The sequence below is a fragment of the Roseateles aquatilis genome, from assembly GCF_002205645.1.
Taxonomy (GTDB): Bacteria; Pseudomonadota; Gammaproteobacteria; order Burkholderiales; family Burkholderiaceae_C; genus Roseateles; species Roseateles aquatilis.
In genome coordinates this window covers 16,911-34,976 of record NZ_NIOF01000009.1, presented here as the reverse complement: position 1 = coordinate 34,976, position 18,066 = coordinate 16,911, and the positions used below count along the sequence as shown (strand labels likewise).

The following is an 18,066-nucleotide window of genomic DNA, read 5'->3' as shown; positions in this document are numbered from 1 at the left end:
TTCATCGGTCGGGCCCCGCTCATGCCTTCAACGCGCCCAGCGTCGCCAGGATCAGGCGCACATCCCCGGCCAGGCTGGCGTTGCGCACATAGTCCGCCGCCAGCCGCAGCTTCATCGGCATGACGACTTCCACATACTCGCGCTCCGGATCCTCCGCCCGCGCCAGCAGCTCGCTCTCGTCACGGAAGCTCAACGATGCCGGATCGGTGATGCCCGGCCGCACCGACAGCACCACCTCGCGCAGCTCCGCCGGATACATCGCCACGTAGCGCGGCACTTCGGGCCGCGGTCCCACCAGGCTCATCGCGCCGCGCAGTACATCCCACAGCTGCGGCAGCTCGTCGATCTTCGTCGCCCGCAGCCATTGCCCGCTGCGGGTGATCCGCGCGTCCGCGCCGACGGTGATCTGCGGACCCAGCGCCGGCGCGTCCACCCGCATCGTCCGGAACTTGTGGATGCGGAAGGGCTTGCCGAAGCGCCCCACCCGCTCCTGCCGGAACATCACCGGCCCCGCCGAGTCCAGCTTGATCCACGCCGCCACGACCAGCAGCAGCGGGCTCAGCAGCAGCAGGCCCAGGCCCGCGCAGACGATGTCGAACAGACGCTTGGCCATGGGCCGTCCCGCCCCTTACGCGAAACCCAGCGCGGCGCGCACCGCGGCGACGACGCGCTCGACCTGCGCGTCCGTCATCGCCGTGTACAGCGGGATCGTCACCGTGCGCTCGTAGGCCTTCTGCGACTGCGGGAACATCTCCGCCGTCAGGCCGTAGCGCTCCTTCCAGTACGGGTGCTGGTGCAGCGGCACGTAATGCACGCTGCAGCCGATGCCGGACTCGAACAGGCGCTCGATGAATTCGTCGCGCGTCACCTCGGCGTCGTCGGACAGGCGCAGCACGAAGAGGTGCCAGCTGTGGACGTCGCCCTCCGGCGCCTGCGGCGGCAGGATCAGCGGGAGGTCGGACAGCGCCTCCAGGTAGCGCTGCGCGATGGCCTCGCGGCGCTGCTGGAACGCGGGCAGCCGCTTGAGCTGGTGCAGGCCCATCGCGGCGGCGATGTCGGTCAGGTTGTACTTGAAGCCGGGCGCGACGATCTCGTAGTACCAGCTCGGCACCTTCGCCGTGAAGCGGTCGAACGCATCGCGGTTGATGCCGTGCAGGCGCATCACGCGGGCGCGCTTGGCCAGTTCCGCGTCGCGCGTCACCAGCATGCCGCCCTCGCCCGTCGTCATCGTCTTGTTGGCGTAGAAGCTGAACACCGTGGCATTGCTGCCCATGGTGCCGATCAGCTCCTTCTCCAGCGTCGTGGGCAGCGCGTGCGCCGCGTCCTCGACGACCTTCAGCCCGTGCCGGCGTGCGATGTCCAGCACCGCCAGCATGTCCACCGCCAGGCCGGCGTAGTGCACCGGGATGATCGCCTTCGTCCGCGGCGTGATGGCGGCCTCGATCTGGTCGATGGCGATGTTCATCGTCTTCGGGTCGATGTCCACCAGCACCACGTCCGCGCCCATGTAGCGCACCACCTCGGCGGTCGCCGTGAACGTGTGGGTCGTGGTGATGACCTCGTCGCCGGGGCCGATGCCCAAGGCTTCCAGCGCCAGGTGCAGGCCGGCGGTCGCGGAGTTGACCGCGATGCATTCGATCTGCGGCTCGCCCAGGAAGTCGGCGAAGGCCTGCTCGAAGCGCTTGGCCTTGGGGCCGGTCGTGATCCAGCCGCTGCGCAGCGTATCGACGACCTCGGCGATTTCCTCCTCGCCGAGCTCGGGCAGCGCGAAGGGCAGGAAGGGGAGCTTGGGCTCGCTGGAGTGGCTCATGATGGTTTGGTGATCAGCGCCAGCACGTGGCTGCGCAGGAAGGGAAGCGTGTTGAGGACGCGGTAGGCGCCGGGGTGGATGCGGCACACGGCGCGCGCGATCGGAGGGGCCAGCGTGACGCGGCGCACCGTCGCCCGCCCCTGCGGAAACAGCGCGCGCACGCGCCGCAGCGGCACGCCCCGGACGTCGGGATTGCGCGGATTGTCGACGATGAAGTCGTACCAGATCACCGCCCCGCCCGGCTTCAGCCAGCGCCACATCGCACCCGCCAGGCGGCGCTGCAGGTCGTCGTCCAGGATCGAGGAGAACACCGTCGACTGCAGCACCAGGTCCTGGCTGCCGGGCTCGACGTCCGCCTGCGACGCATCGCCGGCCAGCAGCCGCAGCGGCGCGGGCAGCACGGCGCGGGCCGCCTCGAGGCGCTCGGGCAGCAGCTCGACGCCGGTCAGGTGCTGCGGCAGCAGGCCCAGCCGCAGCATGTCCATCAGGTTGCCGCCAGCGCCGCAACCGACCTCGGTCATGCGCCACTGCGCCACGGGGCCCATGGCCACGTCGTTCTCGGCCGCATGCGACGCCAGCAGCCGCAGCATCGCGGCCTGGCGCTCGTGCAGCATCTGCCACACCTCCGGGCGCAGCAGGCTGTAGCGCTCCAGCCCCGCGAGACGCTCGTCGCGGCGGGCATAACGCTGGATGATGGCCTGGAGTTCTCGGTCCTGGGTCATGTCGTCGTCGGCGGAGCCGGGGTGAGGACTGCGTTGATCGGGACTGCTGGGAAGAACGTGGAAAGCGTGGAAGCGCGGAAAGGCCGGTCGACGCTCAAGACACCGCGTCGATGAAGCGCTTGGCCAGCACCGGGTAGGTGTGATGCGCCAGCACGAACTCGCGCCCGCGACGGCCCATCGCCGCGCGCTCGTCGGCCGGCACGGCGGCGAGCTTCAGCAGCCCGTCCGCCACCGCCTTCGCGTCCTGCGGCGGCACCGTCAGCCCGGCGCCGGCCTCGGCCACCGGGTCGTTGCCCGCCTCCACGGAATGCAGCACCGGCCGCTGCGCCATCATGTAATCCATCAGCTTGTTGGGCGCGATGCCGAAACGATAGATCGGCGTGCGCTGCCAGCCGATGTACGCGATGTCGAACCCCTTCAGCAGCGACGGGATCTGCGCCTTGGGGATCGCGGGGAACATCGCGACGTTGGTCAGGCCCTCGTCGCGCACGCGCGCCTGGAGCTTGTCCCGCAGGTGGCCGCCGCCGACCAGCACGAAGCTCAGCGGCTTGTCCTTCAGTTGCCGGGCGGCGTCCAGCAACACGTCGAGCGCGTTGGGCTCGCCCATCGACCCGGCGTAACCGACGACGGTCCGCCCGGCCGCGCGCTGCGTGGCGAGGTGCGCCTGGATCGCCGCGTCCAGGGGCTCGCCGTGCTCGGACCACTCGTCCAGCGTGATGCCGTTGGGGACGATGTGCAGCTTGCTCAGGTCCAGCCCGTGCGCGGCCATGTGCTGGTGCACCTTCGGCAGCATCGACACGACGACGTCGGCATCGCGGTAGGCGTCGTTCTCGGCCTTCTGGCACAGCAGCGCGAAGGGATGCCACCTGGACATGCCGGAGAGCTCGATCGGGGACAGCGGCCACAGGTCGTGGACCTCGTAGACGAGCTTGGCCTTGGCCAGCCGGGCGATGCGCCGCGCCACCCACACATCCATCGGGTAGGTGCTGGACGCGATCACCACATCGGGCTCGAACTCGCGCGCCAGGATGTCCGCGTCCTTCCACACCTGCCGGCAGAAGGAGAGGATGTTTTTCATGCGGCCCATGCCGTTGCCGTCGTAGGTCGGCGTTTCGTAGAAGTGATAGTTGACGCCGTTGAACTGCGCGATGCCGGGGTCCGGCTGCGTGCTGCGCACGTGCGAGTACGACGCCGCCAGGATCAGCGCCGAGTGCCCCGCCCGCACCCACTCGCGGGCCAGGTAGAAGGGACGGAATTCCATGCCGTGCTTCGGGGAGCCGGCGTAGTGGTTGATCAACAGCAGCTTCATGAGGTCTCAAGCGCGCGCCAGGCGCGCGACAAATTTCGTGACGGCGGGGGCGAACATCGCGTGTTCCGCGACCCACGCGCGATTGGCGGCGCCCAGGCGGTCGGCGTCGACGGACTGGCCCGCCACGTCGCTCTGGCCGACCAGCATCTGCAGCCGGTCCGGCAACGCGCCGAGGTCGTCGCCGTCCTTCAGGATCAGGCCGTGGCGGCCGAGCAGCGTCTCGGGCTGCACCAGCTCCAGGCTGCCGGCGGTGCCCAGCACCTCGTGATTGGCGGGCAGGTCGGAAAGAATGGGCAGGCACTCGTGCGCCATCGCCTCCAGCACCGAGACCGACACCGAATCGCTCTGCGGCAGGCTCAGGAACCAGCGCGCCGGCGCGTACCTGCGGCCTTGCGACGTCGCGTCGAGGCGGCCGACGAATTCGACGCGCTCGGCCAGGCCGAGCGACTTCACCTGCTCCTGCAGCGCGCCGCGCAGCGAGCCGTCGTTGGCCACGACCAGCCGCGCCTCGGGCTGCCTCGCGGCGACGGCGGCGAAGACCTCGATCACGCGATGCGGGCGGTAGATGGGCTCCAGGCCGCGGTTGGCGTAGAACAGCCACGGCTGCTTGCGCACGTTCTGCCTGGGCATCGCTTCGAGCCCGAAGGGGAAGGTCATGACCTCGGCGGCGCCGAGCTCGCGCATGCGGGCGCTCATGTGCTCCGAGTCCGAGGTCGTGACCGCGCACGCCTTCAGCACCTGCGTCGTCAGCCAGCGGTAGGCCCAGCCCTGGTTGGGCGCGACGAGGATGTCGCTGCCCCACGCGGAGCCGGCGATGCGCGCGCGCAGCTTCCAGCCGCGGCGAGCGGCCCACGCCAGCGTGCCGTGCGAGGTCAAGTAGTGCGCATGCAGCCAGTCGGCATCGACCTTCTTCAGCCACGCGCCGAGCTTGGGCAGTTGCGTCAGCACGGCGATGTTGCCGCCGGCATGCGCAGGATCCGTGTTCATCGCCAGCCGGCGATCCTCGGGGATCAGGAAGTGGAACTCGGGCGCGAAGTCGCGCGTGGACGCCGCCCACAGCTCGACGCCGCGCTGCTCGGACAGCGCGCGGGCCCATTTGAGGAGGTGCGGGCTCTCGCCGTCTCCGATCAGTACCAGTCTCATGCCAGCCTCATGCCAGGGCTCCGTGGGCGGCCGGCCGCGGTGCCGCGCCCCGCACCAGCCATCCCAGATAGATCGCGAAATAGATCGGCAGCAACACCGAGATGGCGCCCAACGCCCACGTCAGCGAGCCGCCCGAGCTCAGCACCAGCGCCACCGGCAGCACGTACAGCACGTTGCCGATCAGGCTGAAGAGCAGCGCGCCGCGCTGACGGCCCGTCACCATGGGCGTGACCGTCAGCGGCGCCGCGATGAAATGCGCCGCCACGTAGGGCGCGAGCCAGCGGCCGTATTCGCCGGCACGGGCCCAGTCGGCGCCCAGCAGCCAGCCGAAGAGCATCGGGCCGACAGCGATCAGCACCGCCATGCCAGGCAGCGCCACCATCGCCAGCAGGCGGATGCCGCGCAACAGGCGCGGTCGCAGGTCGACGCCGCGCTGCCAGTCGCGCGCCAGCTCGCCCAGCAGCGCCTCCGACAACGCCCCGCCGACGAGCGTGGCCGGAGCCTTCACCAGCCGCACCATCAGCGCGTAGTAGCCGGCCGTCGCAGCGTCGGACCAGGCGGCGATGAGGGCAAGCACCAGGGTCTCCTGCGCCGCGTTGACGAAGGCATGCGGGCTGTTGAGCAGCGGGAACTGCCTGTGGCGCCAGGCCAGCCGGCGCAGATGACGCCAGTGCCAGGACTTGCCCGCGCCATCCAGTCGCGTCGCGCGGCGCCAGCGGCTGCCGCGCAGCAGCAGCCACAGCGGCGCGAGCAACGCGGCCAGGCTCTGCGACAGGATCAGCGCGGCGACGCTGGCCAGGCCGCCCAGCGCCGCCGCGGCCTGCGCCGCGGCCATCACGCCCTGCTGCAGCACGCGCGCCTGCGCGATCACGGCGAACTGACCCTGGCGGTTGTTCCAAAGACTGAGCGCCTGCTGCATGCCCGCCAGCGCGACGACCGGCGCCAGCATCAGCAGCCAGGGATCGAGCGCATCCAGCGAGACCCACCGCCCGCCGAGCCTGGCGTGATGCGCCATCAGCAGGTGCCACGCGCCGGCGCCGACCGCCGTCAGCAGGCCCATGGCCAGCGCGATCCACAGCGCCAGCTGCAACAGCAGTGCCGCCTCGCCGTCGCGCCGCGGGATGACGATGGCGAACTCGTAGCGGGCGTTGGCGATCGTCGCCAGGTTGGCCGACAGCGCGATGAACAGCGCCCAATGGCCCAGCGCCTCCGCGCCATACCAGCGCGTCAGCAGCGGCGCGACCAGCATCGGAATGGCCTGCGTCAGCATCGATGCGCTGGCGAGTTGGGCGAAGCGGCGGCGCACGGTCATGGCGAGGATGCCCTCGCGGCGCCGGATCCGGCATGCCGAGCGCCTGCTTCGCGGACGCCGAAGACGCCGGAGTCATCCAGTCCGCCATGCCGCTCGGCGATCGCGCGCACGGCGGCTCGTTGCGACGGCGACAGCCGCGCGTGCTGGCCCAGCGGCAGGTTGAGCACCGTCCGCGCGGCGCGCTCGCCGTTCGGGCAATCCCCCTCGGCATAGCAGAAACGACGGCTGCCACGCGGATGCACGACGTCGTCGAACCAGGTGCCGCCCACGATGCCGACGACTTCCAGGTCACGGATCGCGGCGTCTCGCGTGGCGGTATCGGGCAGCAAGAGCGGATATCGCAGCAGCACCGGTCCGACGGACGGCATGTTCGATGGCGATGCCGATGCCGATGCCGATGCCGATGCCGCCGAGGGTCGCCGCCATCCCGGAAGGTTGGTCAGCAGCGCGTCGTAGTCCGCCGCCTGGCTGCGACGCAGCGCGTGGATCGCCTCGAAGCGGCGCGCCTGCACCAGGCCCAGCGCGGCGCTGAGCGGATGCAGGCCGGCGAGGTAGTCGGGCTGGCTGTCGCCGTTGATCTCGCTGTCCGGCGTCTTGGCGACGAGGCCCAACATCCGCGACGGCATCCGCAGCGCGGCCGTCAGCGTCTGCAGCGCGGCGCGCGGCAGGCTCATCGTCAGGCGATGCCAGCACAACGTCAGCAACTGCCGCAGCACCACGCCCCTGGACGGCGCGTGCAGCCCGGGCAAGCGCTGGGCAAAGCGCTCGCGCAGTGCGGCGTCGTGGATCACCAGCGCGCCACCGGTGCCCGTGGTCAGCGGCTTGGAGAACTCGAAGCTGAAGAACGCCGCATGTCCCAGCGTCCCCGCGCGGCGACCCGCGCGATCCGTGCCGCCCCAGGCGTGCGCGGCGTCCTCGACGAAGACCACGTGCGGATGACGTGCCATCAGCGCATCCAGGCCCTCGGTGACGAAACCGAAGTTGTGCGGCACGACGACCAGCCGCGTCGCCGGGGTGATCGCGGCGGACAAGGCTTCGGCGGTCGGATTGAAATCGTCGGGCGGGATGTCGACGTAGCGGACCTCCAGTCCCAGGTGCATGAACACATTGGGCACCACGACGCAGGTATAGCCGGGCAGCAACACCTCGGCGCCGCGCGGCAGGTCCAGCGACGCGGTGAACGCATGCAGCGCCGCGCGACCGGCGCCGAACAGTCGGACTTCGTCCGCGTCGACGCCCAGACTGCGCGCGAAGGCGGCCCGGAAGTCCCCGCCGCTGGCGCTGCCGCGCTGGAGCCAATGCCACAGCGCCGCCGGCAGGTCACGCCAGCGCAGCGCGCCGGCGACGTGACCCTTCACGGGCTGGCCGATGGCGCCGGGGCACCATCGATCCGGTGGAGCGGCTTCGCCGGCACGCCGCCGTACACCCAGCCTGACGCCAGGCGACCCCGCACCAGCGCATGGGCCGCGACGACGACGCCGTCCTCGATCACGCTGCCGGGCAGCACCGTCACGCGTGCGCCGATGAACGCGTTGCTGCCGATGCGGACATCGGCGCGTTCATAAGCCTCGCGGAACAACCCCTGCGCGACGACCGCGTTGGATTCGCAGAACAGCATCAGGCCGGGGCCGATGGCGACGTCGTCGCCGATCGTCAGCCGCTGGCCGGCGACCAGCAGGTAGCCGCCCGGCGCGATGTGGCTGCGCGCGCCGATGGTGAACCCCCCGGCGCCGGTGGCAAGGAGCTGCACGTCGCGATAGAGGATGGCGCCCTCGCCCAACGCGCTGCCTGCGCCGGAACGCACGCGCGCGCCAGGATGGATCCGCGCCCCGGCGCCGACGCGCAGGCCCAGCCATGCGGCGACCCGCGCGCGCACCCGCGCGCGCACCGCATCCAGCGTGTAGCCCCAGAGCGCCATCGGCCGCGTGCTCCTCCGCTCAGGCCAGCGCGGCGCGGAGCGCGGCGACGACCTGGTCCTGCTGGGCTTCGCTCAGATCCGCGCTCATCGGCAGGCTCATCACGCGCCGCGCGGCGGCCTCGGAATGGGGCAGCGGCGTCGCGGCGCGGCAGCGCTGCTCGTAGGCGGGCTGGCGGTGCAACGGCCGCGGGTAGTGAATGGCGGTCGGGATGCCGGCCGCCTTCAACGCCTCGACGACCGCCTCGCGACGGTCGACCTGCACGGTGAACTGCGCCCACACGCAGTCACGGTCCTCGCGCACCGCCAGGCGCTGCAGCGGCAGCGCGGCCAGTTGCTGCTGGTAGCGATCGCCGATGGCCAGGCGCCGCGCGATCTCCCAGTCGAAGCGTTCCAGCTTGCCCAGCACCACCGCGCACTGCAGCGTGTCCATGCGACCGCCGACGCCCACGCGGGTGTGCGTGTAGCGCTGGCTCTGGCCGTGGACGCGGATCTCGCGCGCGGCTTGCGCCAGCGCGTCGTCGTCGGTGAACAGCGCCCCGCCGTCGCCGTAGCAGCCCAGCGGCTTGCTCGGGAAGAAGCTGGTCGCGCCCCAGGTGCCGAGGCCGCAGGACTTCCTGCCCTGGTACGACGCGCCGAAGCTCTGCGCCGCGTCCTCGATGACCGGGATGCCGCCGTGCCGGGCCGCGATCGCGTTGATCGCGTCCATGTCGCAGACCTGGCCGTAGAGGCTGACCGGCATGATCGCCTTCGTGCGCGGCGTGATGGCGGCTTCGATCAGCGAGGGGTCGAGGTTGCAGGTGTCCGGCTCGATGTCGACGAACACCGGCACGCCGCCCAGCAGCACGATCACTTCCGCCGTCGCGGCGAAGGTGAAGGCCGTAGTGATCACCTCGTCGCCCGGTTGCAGGTCCAGCGCCATCAGGGCGATCAGCAGCGCCTCGGTGCCGCTGGCGACGGTGATGCAGTGCCTCGTTCCCGTGTAGGCGGCCAGCGCTTCTTCGAGCTCCTTGACCTCCGGGCCCATGATGTACTGGCCGTGGTCGAGCACGCGCTGCATCCGCGCGTCGATGCTGGGCTTGAGCGCGGCGTACTGGGCCTTGAGGTCGATGAAGGGAAGGCTCATGCCTGGGGCTCCGGCTGGACCAGGCGCAGCGCCTGGCCGTTCAATTCGTAGAGGTCGCCGCTCTGCGGGCAGGTGGCGCGGCCGTGGCCCTGGACGGGCAGGGCGAGCTTCTCACCATGCCGGCTCATCCACCCGATCTGGCGCGCGGGCACGCCCACCATCAGCGCGTAAGGCTTCACGTCGCCCTTGACGACCGCACCGGCGCCGACGAAGGCGTATTCCCCGATCGTCGCGCCGCAGACCACGGTGCAGTTGGCGCCCAGCGTCGCGCCGCGCCGGACCAGCGTGCGACGGTACTCGCTCTTGCGGGACACCGCCGAGCGCGGGTTGTAGACGTTGGTGAAGACCATCGACGGGCCGCAGAAGACGTCGTCCTCCAGCGTCACCGCGTCGTAGACCGAGACGTTGTTCTGGATCTTCACGTTGCGGCCGATCGTCACGTCGTTGCCGACATACACGCCCTGCCCCAGCGATCCGTCCGGGCCGATGCGCGCGCCCGCGCACACGTGGCTGAAGTGCCAGACCTTGGTGTTGTCGCCGATCCGCGCCCCGTCGTCGACGATGGCGCTGTCGTGTTTCCAGTAGGCCGCCATGATCAGAAGACCAGCGGCAGGCCGACGCGCTGGCCGTCGCGCGCGCTGCGGTAGCAGGCCACCAGCAGCTCCAGCGAGCGCAGGCCCTCGTAGCCGTCGACCTGCGCCTGCGCCTCGCCGCGCAGCGTCTGCAGCACGTTGTCGTAGTACGCGGCGTGGCCGAAGCCGTAGACGCTGGTGGTCTCGTAGCTGGCGTTCTTCACCAGCTCGTCGTCCGGATGCGGCGTGTCGAAGGCCCAGTGCTCGATCTTGTTGACCGCCGTGCCGCCGATCTTCACGGTGCCCTTCTCGCCCAGGATGGTGATCGAGCCTTCCAGGTTCTGCGGGTAGGTCAGCATCGTCACGTTGATGCTGGCCAGGCCGCCGTGGCGCAGGCGCAGGCTCATCACGCCGGTGTCCTCGGCCTCGATGTCGCGGTCCAGCGTGGCGGTATAGGCGTGCACGTTGTCCACCGGGCCGACCAGCCAGTCCAGCAGGTCGACGTAGTGGCTGGCCTGGTTCATGAAGGCGCCGCCGTCCATGTCCCAGCGGCCGCGCCAGCGGGCGGCGTCGTAATAGCTCTGCGGGCGGGTCCAGAACACGTTGACCGTGCTCATGAAGATGCGGCCGAAGCGGCCCTGGTCCAGCGCCTTCTTGACCAGTTGCACGGTGGCGTTCAGGCGGTTCTGCTTGACGACGAACAGCTTGACGCCCGCGTCGCGACAGGCGCGGACCATCGCCTGGCCTTCCTCGAACTTGGTCGCCATCGGCTTCTCGCTGAGCACGTGGCGGCCGGCGCGGGCGACGGTGATCGCCTGCTGCGCGTGCAGGCCGCTGGGCGTGGCCAGCACCACCAGGTCGGCATCGGAGCCGGCCAGCAGCGCGTCCAGCGAGTCGAACCCGGCCACGCCGGTCTGCGCCACCGCGGCCTGCAGCGCCTCGGGGCGCGTGTCGCAGACGGCGACCAGCTCCGCGCGGTCCTTGTGGCGGGCCAGGGCCTCGACGTGGTTCTTGGCGATGCGGCCGCAGCCGACGAGCGCGACGCGCAGGGGACGGTCCAGGATGGGGAACTGAGGCATGGGGGCGCGTGGTCCGCTTGATGCCCGCGCGCGGGCGGGCGAAGCGACCGATTTTACGAGCGCAAATGCCCGATGCCGACGGCGACGTTCACGCGACGGAGGCGGGCGCGGCGTCAACGCCTAAAATCCGGCCCAGCTTTAACGAGTCCACGATGAGCCAGCCCCAAGCCCCCCAGACCGATGCCCGTCCCGCCCACGAAGGCGCGACACCCGCGCAAGACGAAAACAAGCTGATCGCCGAACGCCGCGAGAAACTCGCCGCGATCCGCGAGAAAGCCCAGGCCAAGGGGGTCGCGGCCTTCCCCAACGACTTCAAGCCCCAGCACCGCGCCCAGCCGCTGCAGGCCCAGTACGGCGAGACCGCCAACGAAGACCTGGAGCCGCAAGCCGTCGCCGTGACGGTGGCGGGCCGGATGATGCTCAAGCGCATCATGGGCAAGGCCAGCTTCGCGACGCTGCAGGACGCCACCGGCGCGATCCAGCTGTTCCTGTCCAGGGACGCGCTGGGCGAGGAGGTCTACAACGACTTCAAGCACTTCGACCTGGGCGACATCCTGGGCGCCGAGGGCATGCTGTTCCGCACCCGGACCGGCGAGCTGTCGATCAAGGTGACCACGCTGCGCCTGCTGACCAAGAGCCTGCGGCCGCTGCCGGACAAGTTCCACGGCATGACCGACCAGGAGCAGAAGTACCGTCAGCGCTACGTCGACCTGATCACCGACGGCGACGCGCGCACGCGTTTCGTGGCGCGCTCCAAGGCGGTGTCGTCGATCCGCTCGTACATGGTCGAGCACGGCTTCCTGGAAGTCGAGACGCCGATGCTGCACCCGATCCCGGGCGGCGCGAACGCCAAGCCGTTCATCACCCATCACAACGCGCTCGACCAGGAGATGTACCTGCGCATCGCGCCGGAGCTCTACCTGAAGCGCCTGGTGGTGGGCGGTTTCGAGCGCGTGTTCGAGATCAACCGCAACTTCCGCAACGAGGGGATCAGCGTCCGGCACAACCCCGAGTTCACGATGATGGAGTTCTACGCGGCCTACTGGACGCATCACGAGGTGATGAGCTTCACCGAGGAAGTGATCCGCCACGCCGCCCGCGCCGCCACCGGCAGCGCGCTGGTCTCCTACGCCGGCAAGCCGGTCGACCTGGAAAAGCCGTTCACGCGCCTGTCGGTGCGTGAGTCGCTGATCGTGCACGCCGGCCTGACCGGCGCCGAGGCCGACGACGCCGCGGTGCTGCGCGACAAGCTCAAGCACCTGGGCGAGGAAGCGCCCAAGCACTGGGGCCTGTCGGAGCTGCAGTTCGGGATGTTCGAGGCGGTCGTCGAGGAGAAGCTCTGGGAGCCGACCTTCATCGTCGACTACCCGGTCGAGGTGTCGCCGCTGGCGCGCGCGTCGGACGCGAACCCGTCCATCACCGAGCGCTTCGAGCTCTTCATCACCGGCCGCGAGTACGCCAACGGCTTCTCCGAGCTGAACGACGCGGAAGACCAGGCGGCGCGCTTCCAGGCGCAGGTCGCCAACAAGGACGCCGGCGACGAGGAGGCGATGTTCTTCGACGCCGACTTCATCCGCGCGCTCGAGTACGGCATGCCGCCGACCGGCGGCTGCGGCATCGGCATCGACCGCCTCATGATGCTGATCACCGACAGCCCGTCGATCCGCGACATCATCCTGTTCCCGGCGCTGCGTCGAGAAGGCTGAGACCCCGTCGGCGCCCATCAAGGGGCTGGCAACGGCTGCGGTTGGGGCCGGAGTGAGGCTGGAGGCTCCTGGAAGGAGCCCCGTGCCTCGCGGAGAGCCCGCGCTCGACCCCACATGGGCCGGGCCTCGGCAGGCGGCGTGGACTTGAGAAGGCCGCCGCCGCCCCAACGAGAAAAGGACACCCGAGGGTGTCCTTTTCCGCTTGTGTTCCTCCCCCGGGGCCGGCCGGCGCATCCGGCTGTGTCGCGGGGGCCGTCCCTGGCGGGGGCCAGGGGACCGTGCCGTTTACTTGGCGGCGTTGACGGCGTCGGTCGCGCCACCCTTCTTGGCGACGGCAGCCTTTTCGGCGGCCTTCCTGGCGGCGATCTGGGCCGAGGTCGGGGCGGTCAGGCCGTTGTTCAGGGCGCCGACGCCGGCTTGCTCGGCGCTCAGGGTGGCGACTTCGCCGGAGTCGCGCGCGGCTTGCAGCTCGGCGATCACTTCGGCGCGGGTCTTCTCGACGGGCTCGGCGGCGAACGCGGCACCGGTGGTGACCAGGGCGGCGGCGATCAGGGCAATCTTGTTCAGCGTGTTCATGGCGGTTTCCTTGACGGTTCGTTGCACCGGACTCCGCACTCCGCGTCGTCCATGGACCGAACTGTAGGGAGGAGCGCCTAGGGGAAACACTAGGCAAACTGGAAAGAACCGTTCACCGATCGTCAACAATCACCAGCTGCGCGATAACCGTACAGGTGTATGGGTCAATGATGATGACGGATCGATCTTTCCCATCTGCGCTGCTCCAAGCCGTGTCGATACAACAGGTGTTCAACTGAGCTTGCCCATAATCCCAAGCTCGGGCGCACCCCGCTCTCGCAATGCGACTCGAAGGAAGAAGTCATGACCACTGTTGAATTCAAGCTGGACTTGCCCGACCGCTTTGCCCGCGAAGTCATGGCGGCCGGTTTGCTGACCCCCAAGGCTCTCCGGGCCTTGCTGAAAGACGCCATGGAACGGCGGGCCGCGCAAGTGCTGCTGGGCGGAGCCGCGCACGGCAGGGCTGCGCGGGCGAAGCCCCTGTCGATGAAGGACATCCAAGCCGAGGTTCAGGCAGTCCGCAGCGAACGCCGGTCGAAGGGTCACGCCGAGAAATGACGGTCCGGGCACGTTGGGTCGTCGACACCAACGTGCTGGTGTCGGCATTCCTCTGGGGAGGAACGCCATCACGTGTCATCGAAGCCGTGAGCGAACGCGAAGTTCAACTCTTCACCAGCAGGATCCTGATCGACGAACTGGCCGCGACCCTGTCGAAGAAGAAACTCGCCAAGTACGTCCTCGCGACCGGCCTATCGGCCGAGGAGATCGTGGGCCACTACCGCAGGATCGCGACCATGATCACGGCTCGTCGCCTGGCCCATTCGGCTTGTCGCGATGTCGATGACGACGATGTACTGGCTTGCGCGCTTGCAGCTCACGCTGAGTTGATCGTGTCGGGTGACGATGATCTCCTGTCGATGAAGAGCTTCAACGACATTCCCATCGTGACAGTCGCTCAAGCCCTGCTGTCCCTTTCGGGACGCCTCTGAAGCCGGGGACAGCCCACAAGCGCTGGCTTCACTTGTGCTTGAACACCGGCGCCCGCTTCGCCAGGAACGCATCCATCCCTTCACGCTGATCGTCGCTGCCGAACAGCGCATGGAAGTAGCGCCGCTCGATCGCGACACCGTCGGTCAGCGGCCCCTGGAAGGCCAGGTTCACCAGTTCCTTGATCAGCATCGTCGACGGCCCGCTGAAGCCGTTGATGGTCTCGGCCGCGGTGAGCGCCTCGCTCATCAGCTGATCGGCCGGCACGACGCGCGAGACCAGCCCCGCCCGCTCCGCCTCGGCCGCGTCCATCATGCGGGCGGTCAGCAGCAGGTCCATCGCCTTGCTCTTGCTGACGGCCCGCGGCAGGCGCTGCGTGCCGCCGGCGCCGGGGATGATGCCCAGCTTGATTTCCGGCTGCCCGAAGCGCGCCGTGTCCGCCGCGATCACGAAGTCGCACATCATCGCCAGCTCGCAACCGCCGCCCAGCGCGAAGCCGGCCACGGCGCCGATCACCGGCTTGCGGACCTGCAGGATGGTTTCCCAGTTCTTGGAGATCAACCCGCTCTTGAACGCCGACATGAAGGTGTGCGGCGCCATCGTCGGGATGTCCGCGCCCGCGGCGAAGGCGCGCTCGCTGCCGGTCAGCACGATGCAGCCGATGCCGTCGTCGGCGTCGAAGGCCAGCAGCGCGCGGCCCAGTTCGTGCATCAGCGGATCGCTGAGCGCGTTCAGTTGCTTGGGCCGGTTCAGGCGGATCAGGCCGGTCTTGCGGTCGCCGGTGCCGACGACTTCCACCAGGATGTTCTCGAACGGCATCGTGGTCAGGGCTTGGGTCATGGGAGTCTCCTTCTGCTTCGATGACGGCCGCTGGCGCTCATGGCCCCGGCGGCGGGATGGCGGCAACTATAGGGGCGCCGATGCCGGCCGCGCCGCGCCCGGGGCCGGACCCGAGCCGGCCGTCGCGGGCGCCATCGCCTGCAGCGGCGCCTGCTTGAGCACCAGGTCGATGTGCGTCCTCGGGTCCTTGGGCCGGTTCTGCCAGAGGCGCACCCGCACCGGCATGTACTGCAGCGACGGCGCCAGCCAGAACTCGGCCTGCATGTCACCGCGCGTGTCGTCCATGTCCGAGTCGACGTGCCACGCCGGGATCGCGCCCATCGGCGTGATCACGTCCTCCAGCCCGCGCACCTTGTAGCGCCACAGGTGCACGTTGCGCGGCAGCGCCAGCGGCTGCTGGATCAGCAGGTCGCCCTGCGCCGCCTGCCGGCCGGTCAGGAACATCCAGGTCAATTGCACGAACTGGCTGGCCGCGTCCTGCGTGCCGTCGGGTGTGGGCTCGCGACGGCCGTTGGCCATCCGCACGCCGCCCCGGTCGAACAGCAGCGTCGACTGGCGGTTGCCGCCCGCCAGTCCGCCGGTCACTTCATCGAAGCGTCGCGGCACCAGGCCCGCCGCGGTGATCTCGCCGTCGCTGCTCAGGCGACGCGTCATGAACGGCGCGAAGGACGGCCCGACCCACGCCTCCAGGTGCACCTGGTAATGCGAGCCGTCCCGCAACCACTGCACGCGCGCGTCGCCGTAGACCGGGCCGCGGTAGTCGCCGGTCAGCTTGTAGTCGAGCTCGGTCGACAGCGGCCATTCGAGGCCCGGCGACCATTCCCCCATCGCATCGGACGCCGCCAGCGGCGGCGGCGCGACCAGCGCCTGCAACTCGGGTGGCGGCTCGCTCGCGGCCACGTCGGGGCGCAGCGGCGCGATGACGCCGTCCACCGATGGCGGCAGCCGTGGATCGAATCGTTTGGGCGTCCCCGGCGTGCCGGTGTCGCCCGCGGCGGGCGACGGCGGCGGCGCCTGCTTCAGCTCGCGGACGAAGGCCGCCTGCAGCCGATCGGGCTCCGGCGTCCGCGGCATCCAGCTGTCGTGCAGGTCGCGCGCGCCGCTGAGCAGCCCCAGATGGACAGCGATCACCGCCAGCGTCAGCGCCGCCAGCGCGAGCGCGCCGCGCCCGCGTCCGGCGTGGCCGCTCAGCCCCCCAGCCATGCGCGGCGCAGGCTTTGCGCGCGCGCCGGGGCCTTGTCCAGCGGGCCCAGGCAGACCGGCCTGGCGGCGCTGTCCTGCGTCGGCAGCGCCATCGACAGCGTCAGCATGCGCTGGTCACGCGTGACCAGCAGCGACAGCCGCTGCGGATCGACCGGATTCAGCATCAACGGCAGGTCTTCGAACTTGCGCACGCGCCAGCCGTTGCAGGCGACGATCTCGTCCCCGGCGCTCAGCCCGGCCGCCAGCCCGGCGCCTTCCAGCAGCACCTGCTTGACGGTGACCACACCGTCCGCCTCGGTGACGCGCACGCCCAGCCGCTGCGCCAGCGTCGGCTTGTCATGGCCCCAGCGCAGGCCCATGCGCTCCAGCAACTGCGGCAGCGGCAGGTCCTCGGTGCCATGCACCCAGGTCGACAGCGTCTGCGCCAGGGCCTCGCCCCCCAGGTCGGCGAGCTTGGCGAGGATGCGTTCCTCGCTGACCGGTCCGCCGCCGGTGTCCTTCCACAACCCGCGCATCAGCTCATCGAGCGAGCTGGCGCGCTCCGCGCCGCGCAGCGACAGGTCCAGCGCCAGCGCCACCATCGCGCCCTTGGCGTAGTAGCTGACCACGGCGTTGGGCGTGTTCTCGTCCTGCCGGTAGTACTTGGTCCAGGCTTCCAGGCTGGAGCGCGCCACGCTCTGGTGCTTGCGCCCCGGCGCGCTCAGCACCTGGGTGAAGGTCTGCGCGATCAGCTTCAGGTAGCGGCTCTCGTCGATCAGCCCGGCGCGGACCAGGAACAGGTCGTCGTAATACGAGGTGAAGCCCTCGAAGAACCACAACAGATCGGTGTAGTTCTCCTGCTCGTAGTCGTAGCGCGCAAAGACATCGGGCCGCAGCCGCTTGACGTTCCAGGTGTGGAAATACTCGTGGCTGATCAGCCCCAGCAGCTTCACGTAGCCGTCGCCGACGTCCGTCTGGCCCAGCCGCGGCAGGTCGCGCCGCGCGGCGATCAAGGCCGTGCTGGCGCGGTGCTCCAGTCCGCCGTAGCCGTCGTCCACGCAGTTGAGCATGAAGACATAGCGGCCCATCGGCGGCTTGCCCTTGTTGCAATGCCAGAACGCGATCTGCGCCTCGCAGATGCGCTGCGTGTCGCGCAGCAGCCGCTCGCCGTCGAAGACCGGCAGCGCCCCGGCGACGACGAACTCATGCGTCACGCCCCCGGCGACGAACTCGCCGCGCCAGAACGGGCCCAGCTCGAAGGGATGGTCGACCAGCTCGTCGTAGTCGGCCGACTCGTACACCTCGCCGCCGCCTTCGACCGGCGCCATGCCGGTGGCGACCTGCCAGCCGGCCGGCAGCCCGGTGAGCTCGACGCGATGCGGCAGGTGCTCCTTGCCATGCGCGCGCAAGCACAGGCCGGTGCCGTTGAAAAAGCCGCGCTGCGCGTCCAGGAAGGCCGCCCGCACCGACGTGTCGAAGGCATAGACCGTGCAGGTGACCACCAGCGCGGCGCGGCCGACGCAATCGGCCTCCCAGCGGTTCTTGGCGGTCTGGTGGATCTCGACCTCGCGCGGGCCCTGCCTCGCGCTCACCGCGCCGAGGTGGCGCGAGAACTCGCGCACCAGGTAACTACCGGGAATCCACACCGGCAGGCTCAGCACCTGGCGTTCCTCCGGCGCCGGCACGGTCAGCGTCACCTCGAAGCGGTGGGCGTGGGCGTCCGCGATGGCGATGCGATAGTGGATCGACGGGTTGGGTGTCATGTCGTGCAGGCTACCAAGCCTTGA

Annotated in this window: 18 protein-coding genes; 3 read left to right on the top strand and 15 right to left on the bottom strand. The window is 69.9% G+C overall.

What is annotated here, in order from left to right; genetic code table 11:
* Positions 1-19: 19 nt before the first annotated feature.
* From CDN99_RS18010 to CDN99_RS17960, 11 genes are all read right to left on the bottom strand, one after another.
* Positions 20-613 carry a sugar transferase gene (locus tag CDN99_RS18010; RefSeq protein ID WP_088386278.1) on the bottom strand — a complete coding sequence of 198 codons (594 nt, stop codon included), beginning with the start codon at positions 611-613 and terminating at the stop codon, positions 20-22.
* Between the two features lie 15 nt (positions 614-628).
* Complete coding sequence (locus tag CDN99_RS18005) at positions 629-1,810, bottom strand: DegT/DnrJ/EryC1/StrS family aminotransferase (RefSeq protein ID WP_088386277.1); 1,182 nt, start codon at positions 1,808-1,810, stop codon at positions 629-631.
* Entirely contained in the window at positions 1,807-2,532 is a 726-nt protein-coding gene (locus tag CDN99_RS18000; protein ID WP_088386276.1) for a class I SAM-dependent methyltransferase, read from the bottom strand. Before CDN99_RS18000 ends, CDN99_RS18005 begins: the two co-directional genes overlap by 4 nt.
* A gap of 94 nt (positions 2,533-2,626) precedes the next feature.
* On the bottom strand, positions 2,627-3,841 hold the full coding sequence (locus CDN99_RS17995; protein WP_088386275.1) for a glycosyltransferase family 4 protein: 1,215 nt from the start codon (positions 3,839-3,841) through the stop codon (positions 2,627-2,629).
* Positions 3,842-3,847: 6 nt separating this feature from the next.
* Positions 3,848-4,984 (bottom strand): glycosyltransferase, encoded by a 1,137-nt coding sequence (locus tag CDN99_RS17990; protein ID WP_088386274.1) that lies wholly within the window; start codon positions 4,982-4,984, stop codon positions 3,848-3,850.
* A gap of 7 nt (positions 4,985-4,991) precedes the next feature.
* Positions 4,992-6,296, bottom strand: a complete 1,305-nt coding sequence (locus tag CDN99_RS17985; RefSeq protein WP_088386273.1) for a lipopolysaccharide biosynthesis protein — start codon at positions 6,294-6,296, stop codon at positions 4,992-4,994.
* Positions 6,293-7,654, bottom strand: a complete 1,362-nt coding sequence (locus tag CDN99_RS17980; protein ID WP_158218878.1) for a DegT/DnrJ/EryC1/StrS family aminotransferase — start codon at positions 7,652-7,654, stop codon at positions 6,293-6,295. Before CDN99_RS17980 ends, CDN99_RS17985 begins: the two co-directional genes overlap by 4 nt.
* Positions 7,651-8,214, bottom strand: coding sequence for an acyltransferase (locus CDN99_RS17975; protein ID WP_088386271.1), 564 nt, complete (start codon positions 8,212-8,214; stop codon positions 7,651-7,653). Before CDN99_RS17975 ends, CDN99_RS17980 begins: the two co-directional genes overlap by 4 nt.
* A 19-nt stretch (positions 8,215-8,233) precedes the next feature.
* Positions 8,234-9,337, bottom strand: coding sequence for a DegT/DnrJ/EryC1/StrS family aminotransferase (locus CDN99_RS17970; RefSeq protein ID WP_088386270.1), 1,104 nt, complete (start codon positions 9,335-9,337; stop codon positions 8,234-8,236).
* Positions 9,334-9,930, bottom strand: coding sequence for an acyltransferase (locus CDN99_RS17965; protein ID WP_088386269.1), 597 nt, complete (start codon positions 9,928-9,930; stop codon positions 9,334-9,336). The genes CDN99_RS17970 and CDN99_RS17965 overlap by 4 nt, the downstream gene beginning before the upstream one ends.
* Positions 9,931-9,932: 2 nt before the next feature.
* Positions 9,933-10,988 (bottom strand): Gfo/Idh/MocA family protein, encoded by a 1,056-nt coding sequence (locus tag CDN99_RS17960; RefSeq protein WP_088386268.1) that lies wholly within the window; start codon positions 10,986-10,988, stop codon positions 9,933-9,935.
* Positions 10,989-11,140: 152 nt separating this feature from the next.
* Here CDN99_RS17960 and lysS point away from each other — a divergent pair, with 152 nt between their 5' ends.
* Positions 11,141-12,694: a lysine--tRNA ligase gene (gene lysS, locus CDN99_RS17955; protein ID WP_088386267.1), complete on the top strand. Its 1,554-nt coding sequence runs from the start codon at positions 11,141-11,143 to the stop codon at positions 12,692-12,694.
* A gap of 285 nt (positions 12,695-12,979) precedes the next feature.
* Here the strand turns inward: lysS and CDN99_RS17950 are convergent, their stop codons facing one another.
* A complete protein-coding gene (locus CDN99_RS17950; RefSeq protein WP_088386266.1) occupies positions 12,980-13,270 on the bottom strand; it encodes a DUF4148 domain-containing protein in 291 nt (96 codons plus the stop codon).
* A 303-nt stretch (positions 13,271-13,573) separates the two neighbouring features.
* Here CDN99_RS17950 and CDN99_RS17945 point away from each other — a divergent pair, with 303 nt between their 5' ends.
* Both CDN99_RS17945 and CDN99_RS17940 read left to right on the top strand, forming a co-directional pair.
* Positions 13,574-13,828, top strand: a complete 255-nt coding sequence (locus CDN99_RS17945; protein WP_088386265.1) for a hypothetical protein — start codon at positions 13,574-13,576, stop codon at positions 13,826-13,828.
* A complete protein-coding gene (locus CDN99_RS17940) occupies positions 13,825-14,259 on the top strand; it encodes a putative toxin-antitoxin system toxin component, PIN family (RefSeq protein ID WP_088386264.1) in 435 nt (144 codons plus the stop codon). The genes CDN99_RS17945 and CDN99_RS17940 overlap by 4 nt, the downstream gene beginning before the upstream one ends.
* Before the next feature lie 28 nt (positions 14,260-14,287).
* Here CDN99_RS17940 and CDN99_RS17935 read toward each other — a convergent pair whose 3' ends face one another.
* From CDN99_RS17935 to CDN99_RS17925, 3 genes are all read right to left on the bottom strand, one after another.
* A complete protein-coding gene (locus tag CDN99_RS17935) occupies positions 14,288-15,076 on the bottom strand; it encodes an enoyl-CoA hydratase (protein WP_088386435.1) in 789 nt (262 codons plus the stop codon).
* 87 nt (positions 15,077-15,163) lie between these two features.
* Complete coding sequence (locus CDN99_RS29360; protein WP_088386263.1) at positions 15,164-16,300, bottom strand: DUF3108 domain-containing protein; 1,137 nt, start codon at positions 16,298-16,300, stop codon at positions 15,164-15,166.
* Positions 16,285-18,042 carry a M61 family metallopeptidase gene (locus CDN99_RS17925; RefSeq protein ID WP_088386262.1) on the bottom strand — a complete coding sequence of 586 codons (1,758 nt, stop codon included), beginning with the start codon at positions 18,040-18,042 and terminating at the stop codon, positions 16,285-16,287. The genes CDN99_RS29360 and CDN99_RS17925 overlap by 16 nt, the downstream gene beginning before the upstream one ends.
* Between the last annotated feature and the right edge of the window lie 24 nt (positions 18,043-18,066).

Coding starts and splice junctions, on each gene's coding strand:
- CDN99_RS17985 (WP_088386273.1), bottom strand. CDS start 6,296: ATGACCGTGCGCCGCCGCTTCGCCCAACTCGCCAGCGCATCGATGCTG.
- CDN99_RS18010 (WP_088386278.1), bottom strand. CDS start 613: ATGGCCAAGCGTCTGTTCGACATCGTCTGCGCGGGCCTGGGCCTGCTG.
- CDN99_RS18005 (WP_088386277.1), bottom strand. CDS start 1,810: ATGAGCCACTCCAGCGAGCCCAAGCTCCCCTTCCTGCCCTTCGCGCTG.
- CDN99_RS17940 (WP_088386264.1), top strand. CDS start 13,825: ATGACGGTCCGGGCACGTTGGGTCGTCGACACCAACGTGCTGGTGTCG.
- CDN99_RS29360 (WP_088386263.1), bottom strand. CDS start 16,300: ATGGCTGGGGGGCTGAGCGGCCACGCCGGACGCGGGCGCGGCGCGCTC.
- CDN99_RS17945 (WP_088386265.1), top strand. CDS start 13,574: ATGACCACTGTTGAATTCAAGCTGGACTTGCCCGACCGCTTTGCCCGC.
- CDN99_RS17935 (WP_088386435.1), bottom strand. CDS start 15,076: ATGCCGTTCGAGAACATCCTGGTGGAAGTCGTCGGCACCGGCGACCGC.
- CDN99_RS17990 (WP_088386274.1), bottom strand. CDS start 4,984: ATGAGACTGGTACTGATCGGAGACGGCGAGAGCCCGCACCTCCTCAAA.
- CDN99_RS17965 (WP_088386269.1), bottom strand. CDS start 9,930: ATGGCGGCCTACTGGAAACACGACAGCGCCATCGTCGACGACGGGGCG.
- CDN99_RS17975 (WP_088386271.1), bottom strand. CDS start 8,214: ATGGCGCTCTGGGGCTACACGCTGGATGCGGTGCGCGCGCGGGTGCGC.
- CDN99_RS17995 (WP_088386275.1), bottom strand. CDS start 3,841: ATGAAGCTGCTGTTGATCAACCACTACGCCGGCTCCCCGAAGCACGGC.
- CDN99_RS17950 (WP_088386266.1), bottom strand. CDS start 13,270: ATGAACACGCTGAACAAGATTGCCCTGATCGCCGCCGCCCTGGTCACC.
- CDN99_RS18000 (WP_088386276.1), bottom strand. CDS start 2,532: ATGACCCAGGACCGAGAACTCCAGGCCATCATCCAGCGTTATGCCCGC.
- CDN99_RS17970 (WP_088386270.1), bottom strand. CDS start 9,337: ATGAGCCTTCCCTTCATCGACCTCAAGGCCCAGTACGCCGCGCTCAAG.
- CDN99_RS17925 (WP_088386262.1), bottom strand. CDS start 18,042: ATGACACCCAACCCGTCGATCCACTATCGCATCGCCATCGCGGACGCC.
- lysS (WP_088386267.1), top strand. CDS start 11,141: ATGAGCCAGCCCCAAGCCCCCCAGACCGATGCCCGTCCCGCCCACGAA.
- CDN99_RS17960 (WP_088386268.1), bottom strand. CDS start 10,988: ATGCCTCAGTTCCCCATCCTGGACCGTCCCCTGCGCGTCGCGCTCGTC.